The organism is Paenibacillus sp. V4I7, assembly GCF_030817275.1.
In the GTDB taxonomy this organism is placed as follows: domain Bacteria; phylum Bacillota; class Bacilli; order Paenibacillales; family NBRC-103111; genus Paenibacillus_E.
The window spans coordinates 5,193,257-5,216,866 of the sequence record NZ_JAUSZD010000002.1 but is presented as its reverse complement, the minus strand read 5'-3'; the positions used below and the strand labels follow the sequence as shown (position 1 = coordinate 5,216,866).

14 protein-coding genes and 4 pseudogenes are annotated in these 23,610 nt (G+C 43.7%); 13 read left to right on the top strand and 5 right to left on the bottom strand.

The features are described 5' to 3' along the window. Positions 1–5 precede the first annotated feature (5 nt). The 10 genes from QFZ80_RS24410 (at position 6) to QFZ80_RS24365 (ending at position 8,823) form a co-directional block, all read left to right on the top strand. A complete protein-coding gene (locus QFZ80_RS24410) occupies positions 6–2,039 on the top strand; it encodes an ABC transporter ATP-binding protein (RefSeq protein WP_307561494.1) in 2,034 nt (677 codons plus the stop codon). A gap of 94 nt (positions 2,040–2,133) precedes the next feature. Beyond that, the gene (locus tag QFZ80_RS24405) at positions 2,134–3,009 is read left to right on the top strand and encodes a transporter substrate-binding domain-containing protein (RefSeq protein WP_307561492.1); all 876 of its coding nucleotides are present in this window, start codon (positions 2,134–2,136) and stop codon (positions 3,007–3,009) included. Further along, complete coding sequence (locus QFZ80_RS24400) at positions 3,010–3,708, top strand: amino acid ABC transporter permease (RefSeq protein ID WP_307561490.1); 699 nt, start codon at positions 3,010–3,012, stop codon at positions 3,706–3,708. A 10-nt stretch (positions 3,709–3,718) separates the two neighbouring features. Further along, a complete protein-coding gene (locus QFZ80_RS24395; protein ID WP_307553450.1) occupies positions 3,719–4,429 on the top strand; it encodes an amino acid ABC transporter permease in 711 nt (236 codons plus the stop codon). Next, positions 4,426–5,178, top strand: a complete 753-nt coding sequence (locus QFZ80_RS24390) for an amino acid ABC transporter ATP-binding protein (RefSeq protein WP_307553451.1) — start codon at positions 4,426–4,428, stop codon at positions 5,176–5,178. Before QFZ80_RS24395 ends, QFZ80_RS24390 begins: the two co-directional genes overlap by 4 nt. 19 nt (positions 5,179–5,197) lie before the next feature. Continuing rightward, positions 5,198–5,662: a DinB family protein gene (locus QFZ80_RS24385; protein ID WP_307553452.1), complete on the top strand. Its 465-nt coding sequence runs from the start codon at positions 5,198–5,200 to the stop codon at positions 5,660–5,662. Beyond that, complete coding sequence (solA, locus tag QFZ80_RS24380) at positions 5,659–6,804, top strand: N-methyl-L-tryptophan oxidase (protein ID WP_307561488.1); 1,146 nt, start codon at positions 5,659–5,661, stop codon at positions 6,802–6,804. Before QFZ80_RS24385 ends, solA begins: the two co-directional genes overlap by 4 nt. After that, positions 6,797–7,294 (top strand): GNAT family N-acetyltransferase, encoded by a 498-nt coding sequence (locus QFZ80_RS24375; protein ID WP_307561487.1) that lies wholly within the window; start codon positions 6,797–6,799, stop codon positions 7,292–7,294. Before solA ends, QFZ80_RS24375 begins: the two co-directional genes overlap by 8 nt. 270 nt (positions 7,295–7,564) lie before the next feature. After that, positions 7,565–8,089 (top strand): RNA polymerase sporulation sigma factor SigK, encoded by a 525-nt coding sequence (sigK, locus tag QFZ80_RS24370; protein WP_307561485.1) that lies wholly within the window; start codon positions 7,565–7,567, stop codon positions 8,087–8,089. 50 nt (positions 8,090–8,139) lie between these two features. Continuing rightward, on the top strand, positions 8,140–8,823 hold the full coding sequence (locus QFZ80_RS24365) for an ABC transporter ATP-binding protein (protein ID WP_307564229.1): 684 nt from the start codon (positions 8,140–8,142) through the stop codon (positions 8,821–8,823). Positions 8,824–9,321: 498 nt separating this feature from the next. Here the strand turns inward: QFZ80_RS24365 and QFZ80_RS24360 are convergent. Beyond that, a pseudogene (locus QFZ80_RS24360) lies at positions 9,322–10,598 on the bottom strand (IS110 family RNA-guided transposase). 548 nt (positions 10,599–11,146) lie between these two features. Between QFZ80_RS24360 and QFZ80_RS24350 the strand changes: the two are divergent. Then, positions 11,147–11,398: pseudogene (locus QFZ80_RS24350) on the top strand (DNA-binding protein); the annotation flags it as partial. A 174-nt stretch (positions 11,399–11,572) separates the two neighbouring features. On the opposite strand, the gene QFZ80_RS39350 reads toward QFZ80_RS24350, so the two are convergent. Next, on the bottom strand, positions 11,573–16,876 hold the full coding sequence (locus QFZ80_RS39350) for a pectate lyase family protein (protein ID WP_483874733.1): 5,304 nt from the start codon (positions 16,874–16,876) through the stop codon (positions 11,573–11,575). Between the two features lie 998 nt (positions 16,877–17,874). On the opposite strand from QFZ80_RS39350, the pseudogene QFZ80_RS24335 reads away from it, so the two are divergent. After that, positions 17,875–18,213, top strand: a pseudogene (locus tag QFZ80_RS24335) (IS1595 family transposase); the annotation flags it as partial. 282 nt (positions 18,214–18,495) lie between these two features. On the opposite strand, the pseudogene QFZ80_RS24330 reads toward QFZ80_RS24335, so the two are convergent. After that, positions 18,496–18,996 (bottom strand): annotated as a pseudogene (locus QFZ80_RS24330) (group II intron maturase-specific domain-containing protein); the annotation flags it as partial. Positions 18,997–19,308: 312 nt separating this feature from the next. On the opposite strand from QFZ80_RS24330, the gene QFZ80_RS24325 reads away from it, so the two are divergent. Beyond that, positions 19,309–20,478: a rhamnogalacturonan acetylesterase gene (locus QFZ80_RS24325; protein WP_307561476.1), complete on the top strand. Its 1,170-nt coding sequence runs from the start codon at positions 19,309–19,311 to the stop codon at positions 20,476–20,478. A 1,537-nt stretch (positions 20,479–22,015) separates the two neighbouring features. Here the strand turns inward: QFZ80_RS24325 and dnaN are convergent. Further along, positions 22,016–23,155 (bottom strand): DNA polymerase III subunit beta, encoded by a 1,140-nt coding sequence (gene dnaN, locus QFZ80_RS24320; RefSeq protein WP_307561474.1) that lies wholly within the window; start codon positions 23,153–23,155, stop codon positions 22,016–22,018. Between the two features lie 16 nt (positions 23,156–23,171). Then, complete coding sequence (locus tag QFZ80_RS24315; RefSeq protein WP_307561472.1) at positions 23,172–23,408, bottom strand: ribbon-helix-helix domain-containing protein; 237 nt, start codon at positions 23,406–23,408, stop codon at positions 23,172–23,174. Positions 23,409–23,610 lie beyond the last annotated feature (202 nt).

Here is a 23,610-nt window from a genome sequence, read left to right as displayed (position 1 = left end):
GCAAGTTGAAACAACTGCTTGAGATTGACAATCTGAGTGTTCAATTTACGACGAAACAAGGATCGTTTACAGCGATAAATGACATTTCATTTAAAATTGCCGCAGGAGAAACGGTCTGCCTAGTAGGTGAATCTGGAAGTGGTAAGTCCGTTACTTCGAAGTCAGTTATGCGATTAATTGACTATGAGAATGGCGTTATTGCCGGCGGTCAAATTGTACTGGACTGCGAAGACCTTGCAACCTTATCCCAGAAGGAGCTTCGTGCATTACGCGGGAAAAAGATGGCAATGGTGTTCCAAGAACCGATGGCTGCATTCGATCCGGTTTTTACAATCGGCAGTCAAATTACAGAAGTTATTATTGAGCATAAACAGGGTAATCGAATTCAGGCTAGGGAGCGGGCCATTCACTTGTTGCAGCGTGTTGGCATTCCCGAACCTGAAATTCGCATGAAGCAATATCCTGGAGAGCTGTCAGGTGGGATGCTTCAACGAGCAATGATTGCAATGGCCCTTGCCTGTGGTCCGCAGCTGCTTATTGCCGATGAACCGACCACAGCGCTTGATGTGACGATTCAAGCGCAAATAATCCACTTGCTGCAAGAACTGAAAGCTGAATTCAACATGTCAATTTTACTGATTACACATGATTTGGGGATTGCTGCAGAGATGGCAGATCATATTATTGTGATGTACGCAGGACAGATCGTTGAACAAGCGACAGTGCAGCAGCTGTTCAGTAAACCTTATCATCCGTACACACGAGGCTTACTTCGTTCGATTACGACGATGGATAGTGATCGAACAACACGATTGTTTTCTATTGAAGGAACGATACCTAACTTATCTGATCTGCCTACAGGATGCCATTTTCATCCGAGGTGTCCCTATGCAACCGAACGTTGTAAGAAAGACAGCCCCCCTCTTAGTCATGTAAATGGGCGCTTAAGCGCGTGTTGGTACGCGGAGGAAATAGTTCAATTAGAGGAAAAGCAGCAGAACGTGATTTCAACGGACAAGATTGAAACAGCGCGCGAGCAGCCTATCCTTGGGGCCAGGGATCAAGAAAAGGGAGGGCAGACGCTCTTTGAAGTAAGAGGACTAAGCAAATATTACCCGGTAGGGAAAGGGACGTTTAACAGCTCGAAGACTTATATTCGAGCAGTTGACGATGTATCCTTCTCCATCCGTAAAGGGGAAACATTCGGACTGGTTGGTGAATCCGGAAGCGGTAAGTCAACCTTAGGCAGGGTGATGCTGCAATTAGAGAAAGCAACTCACGGAAAGATACTTTTCGAAGATCAGGATTTATCCAAGCATACTGCCAAAGGCTTACAGAGAACGAGGCGGGAAATGCAGGTCATCTTCCAGGATCCTTACGGTTCATTGAATCCGCGTTGGAAGGTTGGCGAAATTATCGGCGAGCCGTTTGAAATACATGAATCTTTCGCTGCTGCAGTGAAGCGCTCTAAGGTAGAGGAATTACTGGAATTAGTTGGATTAAATCGTTCTTTCTATGATCGTTTCCCACACGAGTTTTCCGGAGGTCAACGACAGAGAATAGGTATCGCCAGAGCGATTGCTTTGAATCCGCAATTCATTCTTGCTGATGAAGCCGTATCTGCGTTAGATGTATCTGTACAAGCGCAAATTGTTAATTTAATGCAGGATTTGCAGAAAAAATTAGGATTAACGTACATGTTTATTGCTCATGGCCTAAACATTGTACGCCATTTGTCAGATCGCATCGGTGTCATGTATTTAGGAAAGCTTGTTGAAATTGCTCCCAGTGAAGAGTTGTTTCTTCATCCCTCCCATCACTACACGAAGGGGCTGCTATCCTCCATCCCTTCGCCTGATCCAACCAGGAAAAGAGAGTGGTTTGTTGTCGAAGGAGAAATTCCTTCCCCTGCGAATCCGCCATCCGGTTGCCGATTCCATACAAGGTGTCCGGCAGCTACGGCAAGATGTAAAGAAGAACAACCGGAACTGCTCCAAATTCGCCAAGATCATTGGACAGCCTGCCATTACCCTTTGTAATTTAGTGAAGTGCGTTTTTTTACACCTAATCCTTAGTTAGTCTATAGGAATAATTCAATTATAAAATTGAAACATATTGGGAGGCTTTTATTACATGAAAAAATTGACGGTACTTTCAACCATCATTCTTACGGCTACATTCGCAGCTGGGTGTGCAACTCAGTCCAAAACCGCCAGCACAAACTCGGGTGCAGCTGCTACTGCCGCGGCGACAACGGCAGCTACAGCTACAGCACAAGCAACTGCTGCAACCACTCCGAAAGCTGTGAAGAAAATCGTCGTAGGGACAGGTACACAATTCCCGAACATTTGCTTTATTGATGACAAGGGTAATTTGACTGGTTATGATGTGGAGCTTGTGAAAGAAATCGATAAGCGACTTCCTGAGTATGAGTTTGAATTGAAAACAATGGAATTCAAAAACTTGCTGTTGAGCTTGGAAACAAACAAAATCGACTTCATCGCTCATCAAATGGAAATAAATGAAGAAAGAAAACAGAAGTTCCTCTATAACGACGAAGCTTACAACATTTTCCCGAATAAAATTATCGTACATAAAGACAACACAGCTATTAAGTCCATTGACGATCTCAAAGGCAAAAAGCTTCTCGTGACAGCAACGAGTAACGCTGCTGTGCTTGCTGAGAAATATAACAAAGAGCACAATACGGGGATTAATATCGTTTATACGGGCGCTGGTGAAGATTCGAAAACACAAATCAAGGCAGGTCGTGCAGATGCCTCGATTAGCACGCAGTTTGCTATTGATTTCGTGAATAAATCGGTGGATGCACAATTGAAAACTGTTGGGGAACCACTCTCTAACTCGAAGGTTTATTTCATTTTACGTAAAGATGGAGAGGAACTAAAAAAGAAAATTGACGAGACAGTTAAGAGTATTAAAGCAGATGGAACGCTTGGTAAACTAAGCACTCATTGGCTTGGAGCCGATTACACAGTAGGGAATTAGATGGGAAAATCATTCGATATTACACTTGTTACAACATTTATCCCGAAGTTGCTATATTACTTGCCGATCACCTTATTAATACTCGTAGTTTCATTAACCTTAGGACTTATCCTAGGCACACTAATTGCATTAACTCGTTTATACAAGATTCCAGTGCTTAGCCAAATCTCTGTCGTCTATGTATCTTTTATGCGAGGAACACCTATTCTCATTCAATTATTTCTTGTTTTCTACGGTTTGCCAATGCTTCTTGAGATCGTACATATTAATATTTCACGGTGGGATCCCATCTATTTCGTTATTATTACCTATGGCCTCAGTATTGCTGCTTTTAAATCTGAAAATATCCGGGCGGCTGTTAATTCAGTCGACCGGGGACAGACAGAAGCCGCTTACGCTGTGGGAATGACCGGAAAGCAGTCATTCTTCCGAATCGTCATGCCACAAGCGCTGCTGATTGCCTTCCCGAACTTTGCCAATTCTGTCATTGGATTTCTTAAAGATACATCGCTGGCATTCTCCATAGGTGTGATGGATATGATGGGGCGCGGGGAAACGCTGATAGCTGCAACAGCACATACTTTGGAAGTGTATATTAGTTTGACGATTATCTATTACGTAACCGTACTCATTTTGGAGAAAGTATTTAAGGTAACAGAGTTCAGGCTGCAAAGGCATGAGCGTCCGTTAGCTAGGTGAGGTGAGGAAGATGAGAATTGATGTTATGTTCATTTATACCGCATTTTTTGAAATATTAAAGGCTTTACCATTGACATTGGTTTTAACCTTCATCCCTCTTGTCATTGGCTTCGGCATCGGTCTATTAACGGCTTTCGCTCGTATTTACAAAGTTAAGTACATCTATCCCATCCTTGATTTCTATGTATCGTTTCTGCGGGGGACGCCTATACTGCTGCATATCTTGCTTATTTATTGGGGTCTGCCTTATATTATTGATCGCTTATCTGCCTATTACGGGTGGAGCTTCAAATCGGCATCCGTACCTTCTCTGCTTATAGTCTTGACAGCTTTCTCCATCACGGCTGGTGCCTACATGTCGGAGATTATTCGTTCCGGCATTTTATCAGTGGATCGAGGCCAAATTGAGGCGGCCTATGCCATTGGAATGACCACTCCTCAAGCGATTTGGCGAATTGTTGCTCCTCAAGCGATTGGTGTTATTTTACCAAATTTGTGCAACATTTTTGTTGGCTTTCTGCATACGTCATCTCTTGCTTTTACAGTGTCGCAGATGGAACTTCTTGGTAAAGCAAGTGTCGTTGCGTCGGTGAGTTTGAAATTTCTGGAAGCCTATATTGCCGCTGCCTTTATTTATTGGGGCTTGACGCTGCTAGCCGAAAGACTTACCGCATTTTTAGAGAAAAAAGTAACGGTTTATAATCGAGGAGGAGTCGCATGATTCGCTTATCGAACATCCATAAGTCCTTCGGCAAGAATAAGGTGTTGAACGGCATTAATTTGACAGTTAAAAAAGGCGATGTTGTCGCTATACTGGGTCCAAGCGGATCTGGCAAAACAACATTGCTGCGATGCGTCAATTTCTTGGAGCGACCTAACGAAGGCGAGGTGTCCATTGATGATTTCAAAATTAGCGGGAAGCATCCTAGTAAACAGGACATCATTCAGCTACGTCGGAAAACAGCGATGGTTTTTCAGCATTATAATCTGTTCAAGCACAAAACGGTGCTGGAAAATGTGATGGAAGGGCTTGTTATTGCTCAAAAGCAGCCGAAAGATGAGGCAAGAAGAAAGAGCTTGGAAGTACTCGACAAAGTCGGACTTTCGGATAAAGTGAATGCTTATCCTAGCCAACTCTCAGGCGGACAACAGCAGCGTGTAGGTATCGCTCGCGCCCTTGCCTTAAATCCTGAAGTAATTTTGTTCGACGAGCCAACGTCTGCACTGGATCCTGAACTGGTGGGAGAAGTGTTAACTGTCATAAGAAAGATTGCTAACGAAGGGGTGACAATGATTATTGTTACTCACGAGGTTGGTTTCGCAAGAGAAGTTTCTAGTCATGTCGTTTTCATGGATGGCGGCGTCATTGTGGAACAGGGGCAACCTGAGGAGCTTTTTGTAAAGCCTAAGGAAGAGAGAACGAAGCAGTTCTTGAAGCGTGTAACACCGGAATGGAGTTATGTCATTTAAATATACGGAGGCGACAACTATGGGCCAAGAAATCATTGATCTTCAAAAATTTACAAATACATTTGAGCAGCTTCGTTCAGCTATTGAGGGTTTGAGCGACGAGCAATTGCATTGGAAAGCTTCGGAGGCCAAATGGAGTGTTATAGAAGTCATTTCTCACTTGGTGGATCACAGCATCGTAACCTCCTTTCGAATTCGAAAAATCGTTGCGGAATCGGATGTCCAGTTGCCTGCATTTGACCAAGACCTATGGGTAAGCCGTTCGAAAGCAAATGAGAGCACCATTGAGGAAGTCTTGGCTATATATAATGCGCTGCTCACTTACAATAGCTTATTCTTCAAGCGTTTATCTGGGGCAGATTGGGAAAGATCCGGTGTGAATGTGAAAGGGTTAACCTTAAAATTATCTGAACTGTACGATGGATTTGTTAATCATGTAGGTGCACATTTGTTGCAGATTGAGCGGATTAAACAGGCATTATGAGTGCATATGATGTCATTGTTGTCGGCGCTGGTTCCATGGGCATGAGTGCAGGATTTTATTTAGCCAAGCAGAATGTCAAAGTGCTGCTGATTGATAAATATGATCCCCCTCATGTGGCAGGAAGTCACCACGGGGAAACTCGGCTTATCCGGCATGCTTATTCAGGTAGCCCTACGTATACGGCAATGGCTCTAAAAGCTGACAAGCTGTGGCAAGAGCTCGAAGCTGTGACGAATCAGCGTTTGATTGTTCGCAGTGGGGTTCTGAATATAGGAGCAGCTGAATCGGTCAATTTGGGCAATAAAATGAAATCTACGAAGGCTTTTGGTCTAAAGGTTGATCGTCTAGATGCGGATGAGATTCATAATCGTTGGCCAGGGGTAAAGCTTCCTGAATCCTATGTTGGTTTGTTTGAACAGGAAGCTGGGTTTCTTTATAGCGAAGATTGTGTTCGCGCATATCGTCAGCAAGCTTTGGCCGCAGGCGCAAGGCTTCTAGTGAACACACCTATAACGTGTATTAACGTGTGGAACAGTGGGGTTACCGTACAAACGCTTGACGGGACCTATCATGCCGATCAATTGATTTTGAGTACTGGAGCTTGGTTCAGCGAATTAGATTCCGTTGTACAGCTCCCGATCCGATCGGTACGTAAGGCAGTAGCATGGTTTAAATCGGATGATACGTTGTATGATTCTACTAGGTTTCCTGGTTTCACATTCGGAGCGGAATATGGCGGGTTCTATGGCTTCCCGAGCATTAACGGATCTGGTGTGAAAATCGGTCGGCATGATGCTGGTCAGACATGGAAGCCAGGGTTGCCCTTCGAGCCGTTCGGTCATTATGACCAAGATGAGAATGATTTGCGGCAAGCGTTGGAAGCTTTTCTGCCTCAAGCTGCAGGTCAGGTAGTTCGAGGAGCTGTTTGTAAATATGAATGTACACCCGATGAGCATTTTATTATTGATCACCATCCTGAACATGACCATGTCTTTATCGCAGGAGGCTTCTCTGGTCATGGGTTTAAATTTGCTAGTGTCGTGGGTGAAATTTTATCAGATCTTACACGAAAAGGCACAACAGAGCAGGATATTTCTCCTTTTGCCTTATCGAGATTTCAGGAAGGTGACCAAAATGAGTGAGGTTTATCGGATAGCGACCATAGATGATGCAGAAGAACAATTCAAAGTGATTGATGGCGCATATGAGTCAATCCGTGAATTGGGAATCACATTTAGAGCTGCGAATGCGGATATCGAGATGATTAGAGAGAACATTTTAGAAAATACAAGTTATGTCTTGGAAATTGACGGCTCAATTGCAGCAACCATTTCAATGAAAAACCTGCCAGAGTTGACCGAGCTTCCTTTCTTATATTGGTTTGCAGTCTTACCTGCATTCAAAAATCAAGGTGTTGGTAACCGGCTCCATTCTTATGTCGAGGAGGTTGTTGTACGAAATACATTGTTGGCGCCTGGTGTTGTGCTCGCTACGTCGAAAAATCATCCTTGGCTTCTTCCAATGTATGAACGCAAGGGTTACGAGGCTTTTTTTGAGAGACCGCTTGGGGATACGGATACGTTGATTTTTCTGAAAAAGACATTAATAGAGCAGGGGCAGCCAGCTCTATAAAGAGTTGATGAGGGCAGCTAGGAGAGATCTCAGCTGTCTTTTTGCTATTCAATTGTTTTTTTGCGTTACAGTTAGAGAGAGCTGATAGATGATGTTAAAATTGGGTATTTTGGACCAATCACAAATAGGAGAATGTCGTAACGCTGCAGCTGGGCGAAACGACGGCATTAGCACAAGAGGCGGATAGATTGGGTTACAGCCGACTGGTCTTTCCCAAGAGTCAAAGGTACATTGATGGACGCGTAATCATGTGCATATTGGAAATTTACGTTGCTTTGTGTTCACAACCTCAAAAAATTCGACAATACAGGGGAAGATTTGGAGGATTTGATCTCGATCGGGACGATCGGTTTGATCAAAGCCATCGAGTCGTTTTCGCCGAACAAAGGGACCAAGCTCGCGACATTCGCAGCTCGCTGTATTGAGAACGAGATCCTTATGCATCTGCGTTCACTGAAGAAAACGCGCAAAGATGTGTCTTTGCATGATCCCATCGGAACGGACAAAGAGGGGAATGAAATTACGCTTATCGACATTCTCGGTACGGAAGCAGATGACGTAGTGGATAAGGTGCAGCTCAAGATAGAGAAGAGCAAAATATATCGGAACTTGGAAATCTTGGACGATCGCGAGAAGGAAGTCGTCGTTGGCCGGTTTGGGCTGGAGCTTGGCGGGGAAGAGCGGACGCAGCGGGAGATTGCGAAGGAGCTGGGCATTAGCCGCTCCTATGTGTCGAGGATTGAGAAGTGGGCGTTGATGAAGCTTTATCATGAGTTTTATAAGGCGAAACGGTAAGGTTACGAATAGGATACTTCATTTATTTGGACCCTGTGCAAGTAATGGAGATGAAGGTAATGTCGTTAATCCATATCGAGAAAGCCAGTAAATACTATACGATGGGCGAGGAAACGATTAAAGCGTTAGATGACGTCTCGTTAGATATTGATCATGGAGAGTTCGTAGCTATTATGGGGCCATCAGGTTCCGGCAAATCCACACTGATGAACATCATCGGGTGCTTGGATGTTGTGGATAAAGGTGTTTATAACCTTGATGGTCAAGCAATAAACGTGCTTAAGGATTCACAGCTTGCTGAGATTCGCAATCAGAAGATTGGTTTCGTTTTTCAGAGCTTCAACTTGCTGCCAAGATTAAGTGCGTATGAGAATGTGGAGTTGCCTTTAATTTATCGGGGAATGACGAAAAGGGAACGTGAGCCATATGTTCTGCAGGCATTGGAATCGGTGGACTTATTAGATCGTAGGGGACACCTTACCTCGGAATTATCCGGTGGGCAGCAGCAGCGTGTCGCCATTTCCCGAGCTTTGGCAGGAGATCCGTCTATTATTCTGGCGGATGAACCAATAGGTGCGCTGGATTCGAAGACGGGTGTGGAGATTTTGGATCTTTTGAAGAGATTGAATAAACAAGGTCGGACGATTGTTTTGATTACACATGACATTTTGATTGCGCAGCAGGCGAAGCGGATCATTCGTTTTCGAGATGGGCGATTGTATAAAGATGTTTAGTGGTAATTTATAAGACCGGGACTCCATAAGAAATAAGGGGTTCCGGTTTATTTTATTTTCAAGTAATCGTTTATTTTATTTAATGAAAATGCGGTATCAGCTCCCTCAGAGAATAAGGGTTTTCTCACGAATGCTCGCTCATTCGCAGGATTTCAAAATGCATGTTAAATAGGAGTTCCGGTGTTTGGGTAGTGTGTGGCAGACAGTTCCGTTAGAGCGCATGCGGGAACAGAAGGTGCTGATTGTTTTTACAACATCTTCCATGAAAAAGTTATACTGCACGCTTCTCTCCACAAGGTCCTTGGGGATTCACTCTCCCAAATCTCGACGGGTCTATGCCCTCACATTCCTTCGTCCTATCTTTCCAAGGTGTGGAGTCCGATCAACGTTAACGGAACGGGTCTATGCCCTAAAGCGGAAAAATCTCGGTACTCGGTGCTTTCTTTGTGAGATCCTGCGAATGAGCCAATCTACGTGTCAGGGTTACGATTTACTTTTTTATGCTGCTAACGGTAGCTGGGCCTTATCCATGGAGAATGTTTGTCCTTCTCTAGCCATGGCTACAAGCATCCGGGCGAGTTTCCCAATCAGCTTCATCATGGACTGCATTTTCGTCATTCGTTTCACTTCGGTATTGTGTGCATGCATGGCTTGGAACGCTCCATTGAAAGATAACAGGTGAAACACAGTGAAGTAGAGATGCTTGCGCAGTAGTGAGTTGCCTCGTTTGGTGAGCTTAATTTGCCCCTTATACTTGCCTGAACTTCGTTCTGCTAAGTTCAATCCTGCCTTGCGCAATAATTGATTTCCGTGAGACAGCTTACGTAAGTCCCCGCCAAATGCCAATATGGCAGCCGTTGCAGGAACGGAAGCACCGACAGATCGAACGAGATCTGAACAAGGGATTTCAGGCAGTACCTTTTCAATCATCTCGTCCGCTTCATCAATGATTCGGCAGATTCTTTCATACTCTTCGATGAGGTGCCTTAGCTCCCATTTGTCTTCTTCAAGGGCAGTAGTGTCTCCCACGCTATGTCTAGCCAGTGATTGAAGTTCCAGCGCCTTGTTCTTACCTCGCACCCCACCAGGTCTAGCCATATATTCACCCCGGATCTGTACCATTTGCTCCGGAGTTAGCTGCAGGTCAGAAGGGGCTGGGAACCGGCGCAAAGTGGCCAAGGAACGATCGCTAAAAATATCATCAAATGCTTGTCTGTATTCTGGAAACCGGATATCGAGCCAGCGGTGGATTCTATTCTTAATCCGTCCTGATTTAACAACCCAGTGCTCTCTGTTTGTAACCATAACCCGTATACGGCGGAATGCTTCATCCTTTGGAGAGAAGGGCGTGTAGAACCCACGACTCACCGCATCGGCGATGACCAGAGCATCTTTTGGGTCGTTCTTGGAAGGTGAGTTATCTCTGTTTTCCTTATTGCGTTTGGTTGTCATTGGATTGACAAGAGTCACATCAATTCCTTGACCCACCAACCAGTTGGCAATATTGAACCAGTAGTGACCGGTGCTCTCCATTCCCACAACGAAGTCATTCATGCCGTGCATCTTCTGTAATTTCCGAATACTGTGTTCTAAATGCTCAAAGCCAGCTAGTAGGTCATTCGAAAATAGAATAGGGCGCTTGGTGAGGACAATACCTCGAAATTAATGGCTTGTGCAGCATGCTTCTCCTTGGCAATGTCGATGCCTATGACCAGAGTGGTAGTGGAGATTCGTTCTACACGTTGATTTTGAGATTTAATTAGACTAGACTTCATGATAACGCCTCCTAAGGTGAGTTCTGAGGGCTGCAACCCAGTACATACTCATCCTAGCGAGGCGTCCTTTTTTCTGCAAGTTGAATCTACTAACACCTACAGGAATGTTAAAGGACAGTTTAACGCAATGCAATGCTTAACTCGTGCCAACCATTACCATAAATTTGTTACGATTTCAGCTCAGAAAATCACTGCTTGGTTAATGAATAATAAGTGTAAGTTGAATTTAACAAAAGGTCATTTTGATTAGCAGACCGACCTTTTGTTTACTTTCTATTGATATAAGTTGAATTCAGCGATCGTCCACCAGTTACCAGATGTACCTAGTAGATTAACATTTACGTATCGAGTATCGAGCATTGACGGTTGGAAATTTGACATACTGAACAGGACCTGGTCCATCACTATCGCAACAGTAATCTAATTTATTCCATCATTGGAAGTGAATGTGGTGAACTTTCTTGCGTATTCAGCAGTAGAAGGACCACTAGTATTCTCAACTGAATTGAAGGATTACGATGAACCAAGGTCAACTTGAAAATAATATCGGCATTTATAATGGTTCAGGTACCCAGGTCGCGAAGGTTCAAAACAGCAATGGCACCTGGCCTACTTCCTATGGTTACAGCACGAGTTTCTCATTAACAGCCGACGCGACCGGTCATGCAGAGAAAATTGTGAGTATTCAAATTAACCCGAGCGTCTCTGGTTCTGCGAATATGCGATTGAGGCAAAATACGACTGCCAAATTTACAAAGGCTGTAACAATTGCTAATGTTCCTGCGGAGCCGCTGCCTTAAAACGCTATGGCGACAATCAATCCGGTTTGAGTCCATATAATAAACGAAGTGAAATACCCCAACGAACTCATAATAATATGAGTTCGTTAGTGTATTTCCATTTTGCAGCTGCTTAATAGCAGTTTTTGGGATGAATAATCTGATCCTTCTTAGATAGACAGCCTCCTCGCTTTTTTATTTTTTTCCTGACTGATCATGGGGTACTGTTACTGAAGCAATTGCATCAGTCTTGTTTCCTGCCTTATCAACAGCTGTATATGTGACCCTATAAACAAGGTCCGTTTCCCCACTCGCTTTTTTTGCCAGTAAAATGAATGAGGTATCCAGAGTTCCATATTGAGCATCTCTAATCATCTGTCCGACTCCGTCATCAGGAACGTTCAGCGTAATTGAAGTCAGTACAATCGAATCGACCTGCGACAGATTATCGCTCGAATAAACGGTTGCCGTTACAGTCACAGTCTTATTGTTGGCGGGCCAAAGTGTCGTTTTATCCAGCATGAGCTGAATCGATGGTCCCGTTTTATCCAGGTGAATGGAGAGGCTTTTCATCTCCTCCACATTACCGGCATGATCCACACTCCAATACACAAGGGTGTGAATCCCCTCAGAAGTGATGGTCACCCTATTGCCGGTTTGTGGAGTACTGCCATCGACTGCGTAATAAGTTGCGGCCACACCTGAGCCCATGTCGTCGGCAAGCAGGCTCACCGTTATATCCTTGTTTACCCAGCCTTTCGGAGCATCGTCGATTGTGATCGGTGCCGTTTTATCAATGTTATTGACGGCAGCCATTTCACTTCCTGTATTCCCTGCCGCGTCTTCAAACGTAAAGGTAAAGCTTCCATTTTGGCTAAATGTAAACTGAGTAAGCCCGTTATTGTTCGTTACCGTAACAGATTCGCTTGGTAAAATCGTCGCCACCACATCTTGGTAGGTCGGATTGAGAGCGCTATAGCTGACTGTTGCGGTTGGTGCAACGGTGTCAATGATTATGCTTCGATAGGCCCATTCCGACCATGCTCCGTTTCTGTCTTTGGTTCGAACTCTCAACGCCCATTCCCCGTCGGTTAAAGCCCCCATTGTATACAATTCGGCAGCATCTGCAATTACTCCGTTGTCTGTTGAAATCGTGGTCCAATTATCGGAAGAAGCTTGAATTTGAAAGGCGGTTTGGATGTCACCGGCATCCGGATCGTTGAATGTCCATGTCAATATCGGCGTATTCACATTTAAATACCGGCCGTTGGAATAAGAAGTGATCACGGTCGTCGGTGCAGTATTCGGTAAGGGGATGGACACGCTTGCTTCAACGGATTTGGCGCTTTCCCCTCCGACGTTGGACGCGGTTACCACATAGTAGTATGTTGTTCCTCCAATTAATGCCAAGTCAATAAGCGTGTTTGCAGTAAGATGATCCGCGATTGCCTCATACGGGCCAGCATGACTGATGCTGCGGTAAACGTTGTAGTAATCCGCTCGATCCACAGTGTTCCAAGTTAAAGAAACTTGGCCGCTGTTGTCAGTCGAAGTACTAGCCGACAATCCGGTTACTGCCCCAGGAGGCGCAGACTCGGTTGGAAGCTCAGTCAGCAGCCATTTTTCCTTCGACCAGTTCAGCTTTCCTGCTCCGGCGCCGTTATTAGCCAAAAGCCGGCTTCTCAGAACCGACGGGTCATCGTTGGCATAGCTGTATGGCAAAGTTGTAAATCCGTTCCAAGCGAAAGGAATTAACGGTGCCGGAACTGGCGACAGCGGACTATTCGATTCATTACTGTTACCTCTAAACGAAGTTCCATCTAATGAGTACATCGTATCCAGCGCAAAAATTTTGCCCGTATATGCCGGATTATTGGGATCCGCTTGGTTATTCCGCAATGGATAATACATATCGATAATCTGGGATTTTTCAATAAGGACGGCTCCGCCCTCGGTTGAAATCGCCCCATTGCTGGTTACTCCGAAATGATAACCCTTGGCGCTTAGCGCAGCTGCAAGACTATCGGAGATAAGTTTCTTTGCTCCCCAATTGCCCGAACTGTCCATTACAATATTGTAAGCGTGGGCATTCCCGCCCCGAAGACGAGGTAAACGGTCCTGCATGTCTTTATAGTAGTTATGATGCAGAGTCACCTGCAGATTTGCATTTTCTGATGCGAATTCGGTGGCCCCGACAAGATGCTGTTTCTTTTGTCCGGAAGACACCGCAATAATATCGTCCGCACTCAAACCTTGACTGCGAAGATAATTGTACATGGCATAAGCCGAGCGATTATTTTCCAAAGCGCTAATTTGCTGGCTGACCCAGCTGTTAGGACTTCGGTCATCCCCTTTAAAAAAGGACCACGAGATGGTTACGCCGGAAGAACCTTTTTTAATATCAACACCGCCATCGTAGGACTTATTGAAGGTACAATGGTCGATCCAAACCTTCGAATCATCCTCAATGGTTAAGAAATCCCAATCGTTTTTGTCGTAATCTCCTTTGGTAGCTTCATCCCATTCCCACAATTCATCAAACTCCAAGTTACGAAGGATGGTGTTCGTGCTATGCTTCAAAATAAGTGAAGCATGTTTTATTTTGGAACCGTTCGCTGAAAAAATAGTCACACCATTAAGCGTATCGAGATACACTTTACTCACACCGGTTTGAAGCAGAACAGGATGAGTTTTCGGAGCGTTGTGTGCGACGATCAAAGATCCCGCCGTTGTTTTCGCTTCCGCTGAAAGCTCATTCCAGCCAAGATTCAAATCATTCATGATTTCTATTACTTTGTAGCCCTTTTTCCTGTTGATGGCATCGGCGAAATCCGTTGCGTTATATACTTTTTTGTAACGAGGGTCAGTTTCGGGAATATTGCCTCCGCCAGTGTTTCCAATGGAGAAGCCGGTTAAATTATATTCGTTGTAGGAACCTGCTGGCATGGGCGATGGTGTAGGATCAGGTGTCGGCGTCGGACTCGGCGTCGGTGTGGGTGTGGGTACCGGCGATGGCGTCGGCGCAGGGTTCATTCCGGAAGATCCGATTAAAGCACCGATGTCCGTACCGCTAGGCGTGCCGGCCGCCTTTAAATCACTGCTTGCTGCAAGTACCAGAAAATTGCCAAAGTTAGGGGAACCGTCCGCGTTGCGGCTTACTGCGGGACTTAGACTTACAAAATCCGTATTGTCTGCAAGCAAGCCATTTGCATTGGTGCTTTTATTGTTTTCCCACCAAACGTTTGTGCTTTGAACATCCGTACCGCTTGTTTTGTCACTCGATGCTCCCTTATAAGATAAATTATTTGTGAAAATATGAGTCCCGACGTCAAAAGCAAAGTTGCTTTGTCCGTTATTATAGGATGTATTGTTTGCAATGGTTATGGAGCCCGGATTGCTGTTGTAGGTAAATCCATGCTTTTTGTTTTGGTAAGCGACCGAATTGATCACAATGTGATTTACGGCAATTTGTTCCCCGCCAAGCTTGAAGCCGTTGCCGTCACTGTTTGTTGTCGAGCTTCCTTCCGATGTTTGACCATTATGGTGGGCAATACTGTTTCGGATTACTACAGGACTAATCGGCCCGGTTTCGGTTTTGCTGTACAGATCCCATCCGTCGTCGACGTTATAGGCCGAAATACATCCTTCAAACACATTTCCCGGACCTACAGTCAGTTTGGCCGCAAAACCATCGGCATCTTCACCGTTGTCTGGATCAAAGTTATCGCGGGAATATACGTTGACGATTTCGTTGTAGCTGGGCCACTCGCTTTGCGGAGCGGTTGAAGCATATCTGCCTATTTGCAAGCCTGTGTCCCGGTTGTGGTGAACTTCCGAATTTTCTATACGGTTATAATTGCCTGCAACATAAATTCCGTTATCAGCCGACCCTTTTACTTCTAATCCTTTCACATACCAATAGTTCCCGTTGATTTGCAGTCCTCTCGCGTTATTGGAGACAGTAGCTGCATCATAGGTTTGAGACGAGAAATCAAGCACCGGTTTTTCGGAACCAAAAGCAAAAATTTGTTTTTTCGCGGTAGGCGTGCCACTGTTATTACGGTCAATTGTAATTTGAACAGAATAAGAGTAAGTCCCTCCGCGCAAATAAATGATTTGGCCCGGGGCCACATGTGTTATGGCCGATTCAAGTGTGGTCGGACTGCCAATCGTTCCCGGATTGCTGTCCAAGCCACCCGGAGCAACAAAGATAACGCCTTCCTCCGGGGATGTTGATACATCGGTCGGTGTTGCGTTCACTACATCCGAGTTCGTACTCTCTCCGGTTTCATTCATTGCGGAAACAACGTAATAATACTTTGTCTCGTTGGCTAATCCATTGTCCGTAAAAGAGGTCGACGTTAAACCCGTTTGTATGTTCGCAAACGATATTCCGTCTGTACCGCGCTTCACATTATAGTGGGTTGCGCCACTTACGGCTGTCCAGGTTAAGTCGACTTTGCTATCCCCTGCAGCGGCGTACAATCCGGTCGGTGCTGATAGAGGCGTAGTCACGGCGGTTTCCGCAGACATCCCACTCTCTATGCTGCCAGCCAGAGCGCTGACTGTGTAAAAATATGGCGTATTTCCGGCAGTATTCGTATCGGTGTGGTTGTTAGTCGTGCTTGTGGCGATTTTGGAATACCCGCTGCCGGATGCCGTGCTGCGGTAAATGTTGTAGCTGCTCGCGCCACTTGCGGCCGTCCATTGCAGGGTAACGCCACCTGCGCCGGAAGTCGCCGTCAAATCCACCGGAACGCCAGGAGCTTGGACGCCGGCGTTGGAGTCGTACACGAGTCCGTTTTGATAAATTTTGACGTCGGTGAATTCGGCGCTGGCTGCCGCAGCCGCTAACCCTACATAAACACTTCCGGATAACAAACCTGCAGTGTCGGAGTCCGTCTTGAGCGGGTTTGTTGTCGTTCCATTTCCAAAATTAATTCCGTCTTTCGAATAATAGGTTTTAAAGTCAGATCCTGACCGTTCCAATTTCATGTAGAGGGCGGCATTTGGATCCGGAACCGTAAAAGAACTGGAGCCGGTTGTCGACAACCGCCGATAAGAAATCAGGGTATTGGCAGAGCTGTTGTAGCCAAAATTATATCCGGGGGATGTCGCTCCGTTGTTAATTGGATCCTTCTTGACCATCAGTAAGGCCCGGTTATTGCTTGTGTTAATTGCAGTGGAAGTCACTTTTGCCGTTATGGAAAAGTCCCCCACACTTACAGGGTAATAAGAATAAAGTACGTTATCGTCAGCGCTTTGTATTTTACCGCCTGTGGCGGAAAGCACAAATTTACCGTTGCTGAAACCGTAACTGGTGGTGCCTAGTGAGCTTGAAGCGGAAACATCCGCCGCCTTCCATCCGGCGGGTATCGTTCCATCCGGCAGCATACCCGCTGCAGCTGCAATTTGGTGTGTAAAAACATTTGGAAATAGAGCTAGAATCAACGCATACACCAAAATCGTACTTATCCGCTTCTTTAGTGAATTCCTCATGTAAACCCTCCTTTTAAAATCGAAAGATTACCAATTCCATGACCAGAACGATGCATCATTCACTTTTTACGATTCAACCCGGAAGTGTTGTTAATGACAATCCGCTATGTCATCTCTTATAAAATTAACCTCCTCTGAGATGATATTTATAGACAGGGCAAGAAGACCTTGACTATCATGGGAATGGTTTTTTTCGAATTTGGTATGACAAGATTGCATGTTGGTGAATGATGAAGATTCTTTGTTTGAAGCACTTACATATTAGATTCAGCTAAGTTGTGGATGCGCTTACATGAGGGGGGATATGCGTTTCTAAACCAATGACCATTTCATTTATTATCGTAGCTTAGAGAAAGACATTCATCAATAATCAGTGGCTTAGATTCAGTGCTAAAAAGCATCTTTCGTCCAATAACTGAGATAATGATTATTGACGAATGTTTAAAATTGCTTATGTGGATAAGCAGAATATCGGGAAGCAGAAGATCAAATTCCTAATTTCAATAATCATGATAATCATTGCAACACATTTTTTGAATTATCTCATTATTGACAGTGCATCAGAGACACTGATTATTTACATAATAGTCCTTCAGTCCTTACAACTTATGTTCTTATGATAAAGCATCGGGAACCTTTACTATTAAAGGTACAGGAAACGGTATTGTTAACCAAGATTCGACGAATGAGCAATTTCAATATGCTTACACCGCCTTGAGCGGGAACTTCACTCTCATTGCTCAACTGAATTCCTTTCCGTATGTTAGTGGTGCGACGGCAGGATTATTGTTTCGTAGCACTTTAGATCAAGGAAGCTCATTTATCTATGGAGCATACTATAGTGGACAAGTCTTGCACCTTTCCGTATCAAAGTAGTCATGAGTGACCGACTTTCTCAACTTTTCTTGCTCCCATGTGCGGCTTTTCAAGACCATTGATGTGCCTACATGGCTCTCCAGTCGATTTGAACTTTTAATCAAAAATAATAATTAATAGTCAACGTGCTTTGCACCGATTCGTGGAGGGCATTCAGTTCCTACGCAAATGCGAAAGGTTTAGCTCATTACCGTTTCAAGTCCGATGGGAAACAGCGTGTGAAAGGCGTGTACCATATTCAAAACGTCAACAGTTAACATAGCCGTTTGAAGAAATGGATGGATCGCTTTAATGGTGTTGCAACAAAATATTTGCAGAACTATCTGGCTTGGTTTCGTTACTTAGACAGCAAGGAATATGAGAATACTGCGTCGAACAAGAAACAAATGTTGATCAGTTCTTGCCTGTTTACTGTGATGGAAACGAATACAATACTTCGATGCACAGCTTTTTCTTGTTGAAAAACAAGGCAGAAGAGTTCAAACAGGCTAATTTCTTGAAACAAGGTGATTAGTATGGAAATAAATTTCTTGTTCAATTTGAACACGGAGATACCATCTGGTGGTGAGTATTCCGCTTATAAGTATGGTTACATTGAAGGTGTACTGGATATTTCATTGGATAACGAGTTGTTTTTCATGATGACTACATTTGTTTGGAGGAGATTGGAATTCAATTGGCTAATCAAGGTTGATTATGCGAATTTCGCGGAAGACGACACACCTTATTATATAATGGTATAAATTTGTGACACGGGACATTTCCCAATCTCCACGACGTGAGTTCGCCATCATGTAGACAGCCTGTTCGGGAATACCTAGGTTTCGTAGTTCCCGGATTCTTGTGCGAATTCGTCTCCATTGCTTCCATAAGCACATGCGAAGTCGTCTACGTATCCATTTGTCCAGTTCTTCACAATGGGTTTTGGCTGAAGCAATCCGAAAGTATCCTAGCCATCCCATCAGGAATCGATTTAATTCTTCAATTCGCTGTTCCATGGATATGGATTTGGTGCGGCTGGTCAGCTCCCTCACCTTTTCCTTGAAGCGAGAAGTGATTTTGGGCGCTAGTCGAATAGTCGCTTGCTTGTGTGACAGGAAGCTAAACCCGAGAAACTTACGTTTCCATGGGCGATCCACAGCACTTTTATCCCGATTCACTTTCAGTTTCAGCTTTCCTTCCACAAATCCGATGATCGATGCCATCACTCGTTCTCCTGCACGTTTACTAGATACGAAGATGTTGCGGTAAGTAGCCCGAGGGAATTGCACCCTCAGGCCCTCTCAGAACCGGACGTGAACCTCTCGGCTCAAAAGAAAATAAAGATGTTGCGGCCAACTTTACACTGAATTTTTAACAAAAAAGACGGTAAATTCAATCGTTTTTCCTTGCGTTAACCAACTATACTTAATATTGTAAGCGCATACATTAATGCTTTCCGCGAATCGTCCCACACACAGAGGATGTGATGATAGTGAAAAAACTATTGTAATGAATTATGATTTGTTACGCTATTCGATCGAAACCTATTTTATCTGGGAAGAGGAGGATTTTTGATGAAAAAAGTATTACTGACTGTATTAACTGTTGTCTTATGTTTGAGCTTTATGATTGGCGGTTCCGTATCTGCGTCAACACCAACCGTTTACAAATTTAATTTTGGCGCAGGATCCGAAGTACCGGGTGATTATATTCAAGTCAACGCTTCTGAAGCATATACTCCCGATAAAGGGTACGGCTTTAATACACCTCAAGACGTAATAAATGTCGCAGCATCCGGAACAGGCGTGGGAAGCACAGCCGTACAGTTTGTAAAATACGGGGTAACTAGTGCTAACACATTCAATGTTGATTTAGATAAGGGTCTTTATCAGGTTCAGGTCATGTTAGGGGACACATCGAGATCGAGCGTAGCGGCTGAAGGTGTCTACCAATTATTAAATTTAACAGGAATCACTCCTGAAGATTCATTTCTTATTCCCATTACAGACGGACAATTGAATCTCATTGTAACTGCAGGCATAGAGGGCAACGCCCATACAATAGCCGCCCTCATCATCACCAAAGTGTCGAAATATCCTGTTATGCCCAGAACGGTATGGATCGGCGGAGATTCGACGGTAGCCAACTATTATCCCAAGGATGCCGATGAACTCGTCGGTTGGGGACAAATCATTACGGAGCTTGTGAATCCGGAAACCTTTCAGGTTAGAAATATGGCTTCCGCCGGACAAATTGCGAAAGGGTTCTTGGAAGGCGGATCGCTGGATACAATCCTGAAATACATTAAAAGGGGCGATTATTTCCTGTTTGAAATGGGTATCAATGATGAGAAAAAGTATTCTGAAGGTCAATTCACAATATATATGCGGCAAATTGTCGAGGCGGTGAAAGCAAAAGGGGCGACAGTCGTCTTAGTGCCCCCTCAAGGGCGGGCCATAAGCTGGACTACGGATGGAGTCAACCTGGTGCACTATGCCGAAGATGATTCCTATAGGCACGCGACCATTGCTTTATCGCAAGAACAAAATGTCGGACTTGTGGATCTTAATGTTCTAAGCTCAGCTTACTTTACTTCGATAGGGCCGGCAGAAACGGATCTTCTTTATAAGACTGGTGATTGGTTGCACTTTAATCGCAAGGGCGCCACTGTCCTTGCTAAGCTTGTGGTGCAGGATTTGCAAAAACAAGGTATGGATGGTTTTGACTATTTGATAAGCTTTTAAGTTTCTGTAACGGAAGTGCGACATGAAACTGTCTTAAAGCTGTTCATGTCGTGTCCTTCCCAATGTTGATCTTCGTTTAGATCCATGCTTGATCTGCTTCCGCATGCTGATAAAATAATACTGAAGTCGACAATGATTAGTATTATTCGTAAAATCCCCCCCCCTACTAGATAGTAATTGTTACGTTTTACAATTAAAAATCATGAAGATATTAAACGATCTCGGGGTAGCCTCGTAAGTAGTATCTTATAAGGATATTGAACTACCCTGAACGTAGCCGATCACTATGCGAACGGAGAACTATAGTGACATAATAGAAATGAAGCAGGTGAAATGATGAATAAAACTAATAATGGGGCATGGTTCCATGATCATCTTTCCAGAGGAACCAGAAAATTTTCTAGTTAATCTAATACTATTGAGGTGTAATAAATGGGGAAGATCATTTGTTTTGTATCAGAAGATTTTGCTGATTTTGAGATTACCTTAGCATTCCATAAGATTAAGAATGTTGGCTTGAAAATACCCGAGTTCACGATCTCGTGGATGTTTTAGCTCGTATGTTGGAATCAGAATGAGTTTTGTAATGCTACTGTAATAACTCCCACTGCGCCAAACGCGTACAAATTAGAAAGTTTCATTTTCGACTATTTCCCATTAGCAGAAAAAGCGACAATCTTACTGGTTGAACGTGAAGAGAATTTGCCCCAGTCAAAAATAAAGAAGGAATAGACAGTTCTTTTAGTGCAAGAAACCAAATTCTTAATCTCCATCGAAAATGGATTGAGAATAGCGGTTTCGATTTGGTGAAATTCGGATTGCAAAACCGATTAATTGAAGTGTCCCCCTTAATCATACTGTGGCGAAGGAATAAACCAAGATATAGAAAAAATAATCACAGGGCTTGAAGATACAGATGATCAAGCTCCCATGAAAATTAAATTCGCGAAAAACCTCAAAAGACAATAATAAATTAGACCTAGCCAAATGATTTTTTGAAAAAAGGCTGTGCCTGAGAAGAATTATGAAATTAAAGTACCAAAGACCTTTCAAGGCTGAACATAAAAATGAGGCTGGTGCAGCAACCAGAGTAGGATTAATCTCCCATGAGTGCTTCCCAAAAGGGAGCGACAATCTGTGATGCACCGTGGTCGTTGGAGTCAGACTAACGGATGGGCTCTATGGCACAATAGCTTATCGACCTTCCTCTCCCAGCCATAGTAGCAGTATTGACAGATTCTTCGACCAATTTTCATCATCCGTGGTGCGGCGCTTGCGCCGCATGTGTGGCTAACGGGAACGATAGCACAATAACAACAGGCTGCCAGTTTTTTCGGCAGCCTGTTGAAGTAACAGGCAGGATAGTGGAGTAACGTTGAATTAATTTGCGATACGGTTCTCCACAATTAATTGTTTGGTAATGTTGAGATTGTCTGAGAATACTGCAAAATAGTGAGAAACACTTGCTTTGATTTACGAACGTATTGCTTATTATATTTGGGAGAGAGTACCTATAATTAAATAAATTAACGACTATTCAACTATGTGTCCTCACAGGAGTGATTAAAAATAATGTAGACGAGGGTTTGATCTCTGGTATTATGACTACGGGACTTGCTTTCCCTGTGAACCTTATTCTGACATGCTCACTATCAATACTACGAAGTATATCAATAAAAAACCTTCCGTTGAGGGATATGCTAAAATCATCACCGCTCATTTCCATTAAAGGAACCTCATCTTGTACATCCCCAATCTCCGCAGTTCTAGATAATAGCTCTAGGGTACTTGTAGTTGCTAATAGCCTTATTATACTTTCACCAGCTAGGACAGTGACGCATTCAACAGCACGCAATAATCGGGTTGTATCAACTAACACTTCAGATAAATATGATTGTGGAATTACATTTGTTATTGATGGAAAAGTACCTTCGATTAGAGCGGACTCAACCTGTAGTTCATTTGCCGTAAATCTAACTTGATTGGCAATCACATCAATTTCAGTTGCATCATCATCATTTCTTAACATTTTTGAAACTTCATATAAGTTTTTAGCTGGAATAAGAAATTTGGTACTGGTGTTTAGAGTGTTTTTTTCGGTATGTATAATTTTGGAAGCAAGACGAATTCCATCGGTAGCAATTAGGTTCACTGAATCATTATTGTAATCAAATGAGACTCCCGTTAACACGGGTCTCATTTCGGACGTTGAAGCCGCAGTTGCCACTTGCTTAATTGTTGCCTTTAATAAAGCATTGTTTATTCGGAGCTTATTGTCAGGATTGTGTTCTTGATTATTAATTAATGGGAATTCTTCAGGATCCATACCGCATAAACGAATCTGTGATTTCCCTGACACGATGGTGAGTATTAAAGGCTTGTTTATTTCAAATGTAATTATATCAGCAGTAAGTTTACGAATTACCTCATTAAAGTAACGTGCTGGTACAACAATACTACCTGTTCTATGTACATTCAAAGATTTATTATCCCGGGGAATCCTAAACTGTATTCTCATACTTGTATTACTTGCAGTGAACACTATTTCATTTACACATGCCTGAATACATATCCCCGATAGAATGGGTATTGTGTTGTTCGAAGATACAGCTCTTAACACATGCTGTAGAGCGTTGATAAGAGAATCTTTTGATATGTTGACCAGCAATACCCTCACCTACCTCAGAAGTAAATTACTTTGAATAGAAGGATTCGATAATGTTACGGATAACCTCTGAACGGGATTGCTTCTTGTCCGCACAATGCTTTTCGAGTCTTTCCCATAAATCGTCCGTTAAGGTTAGTGATACTTTCTTAGTCACCCCTATATTCTTTCTGCCAGCCCCCTCACGAAGGCCACCTCTTGAAAACAAAAAACCTAGCTGTCCTTCTTTATTGGCTACACCGACTTTAATTTTTTTATTACTCAATCTGTATTACCCTCCAGTTATTGAATATAGTAACCTTAATCAAATATTCTTATTTTCATTTTAACACACCATATACGGACTGTAAATATTTCCAATAAAAAAGTCATTACGCTAAACATGCTGTTAAGGCTAAGAAATAGCCTTTGTCAAAAAAGGAGCGCCTCGGTATGATGGGTTTGTCCCGGGTTTAAAAACCCAACAC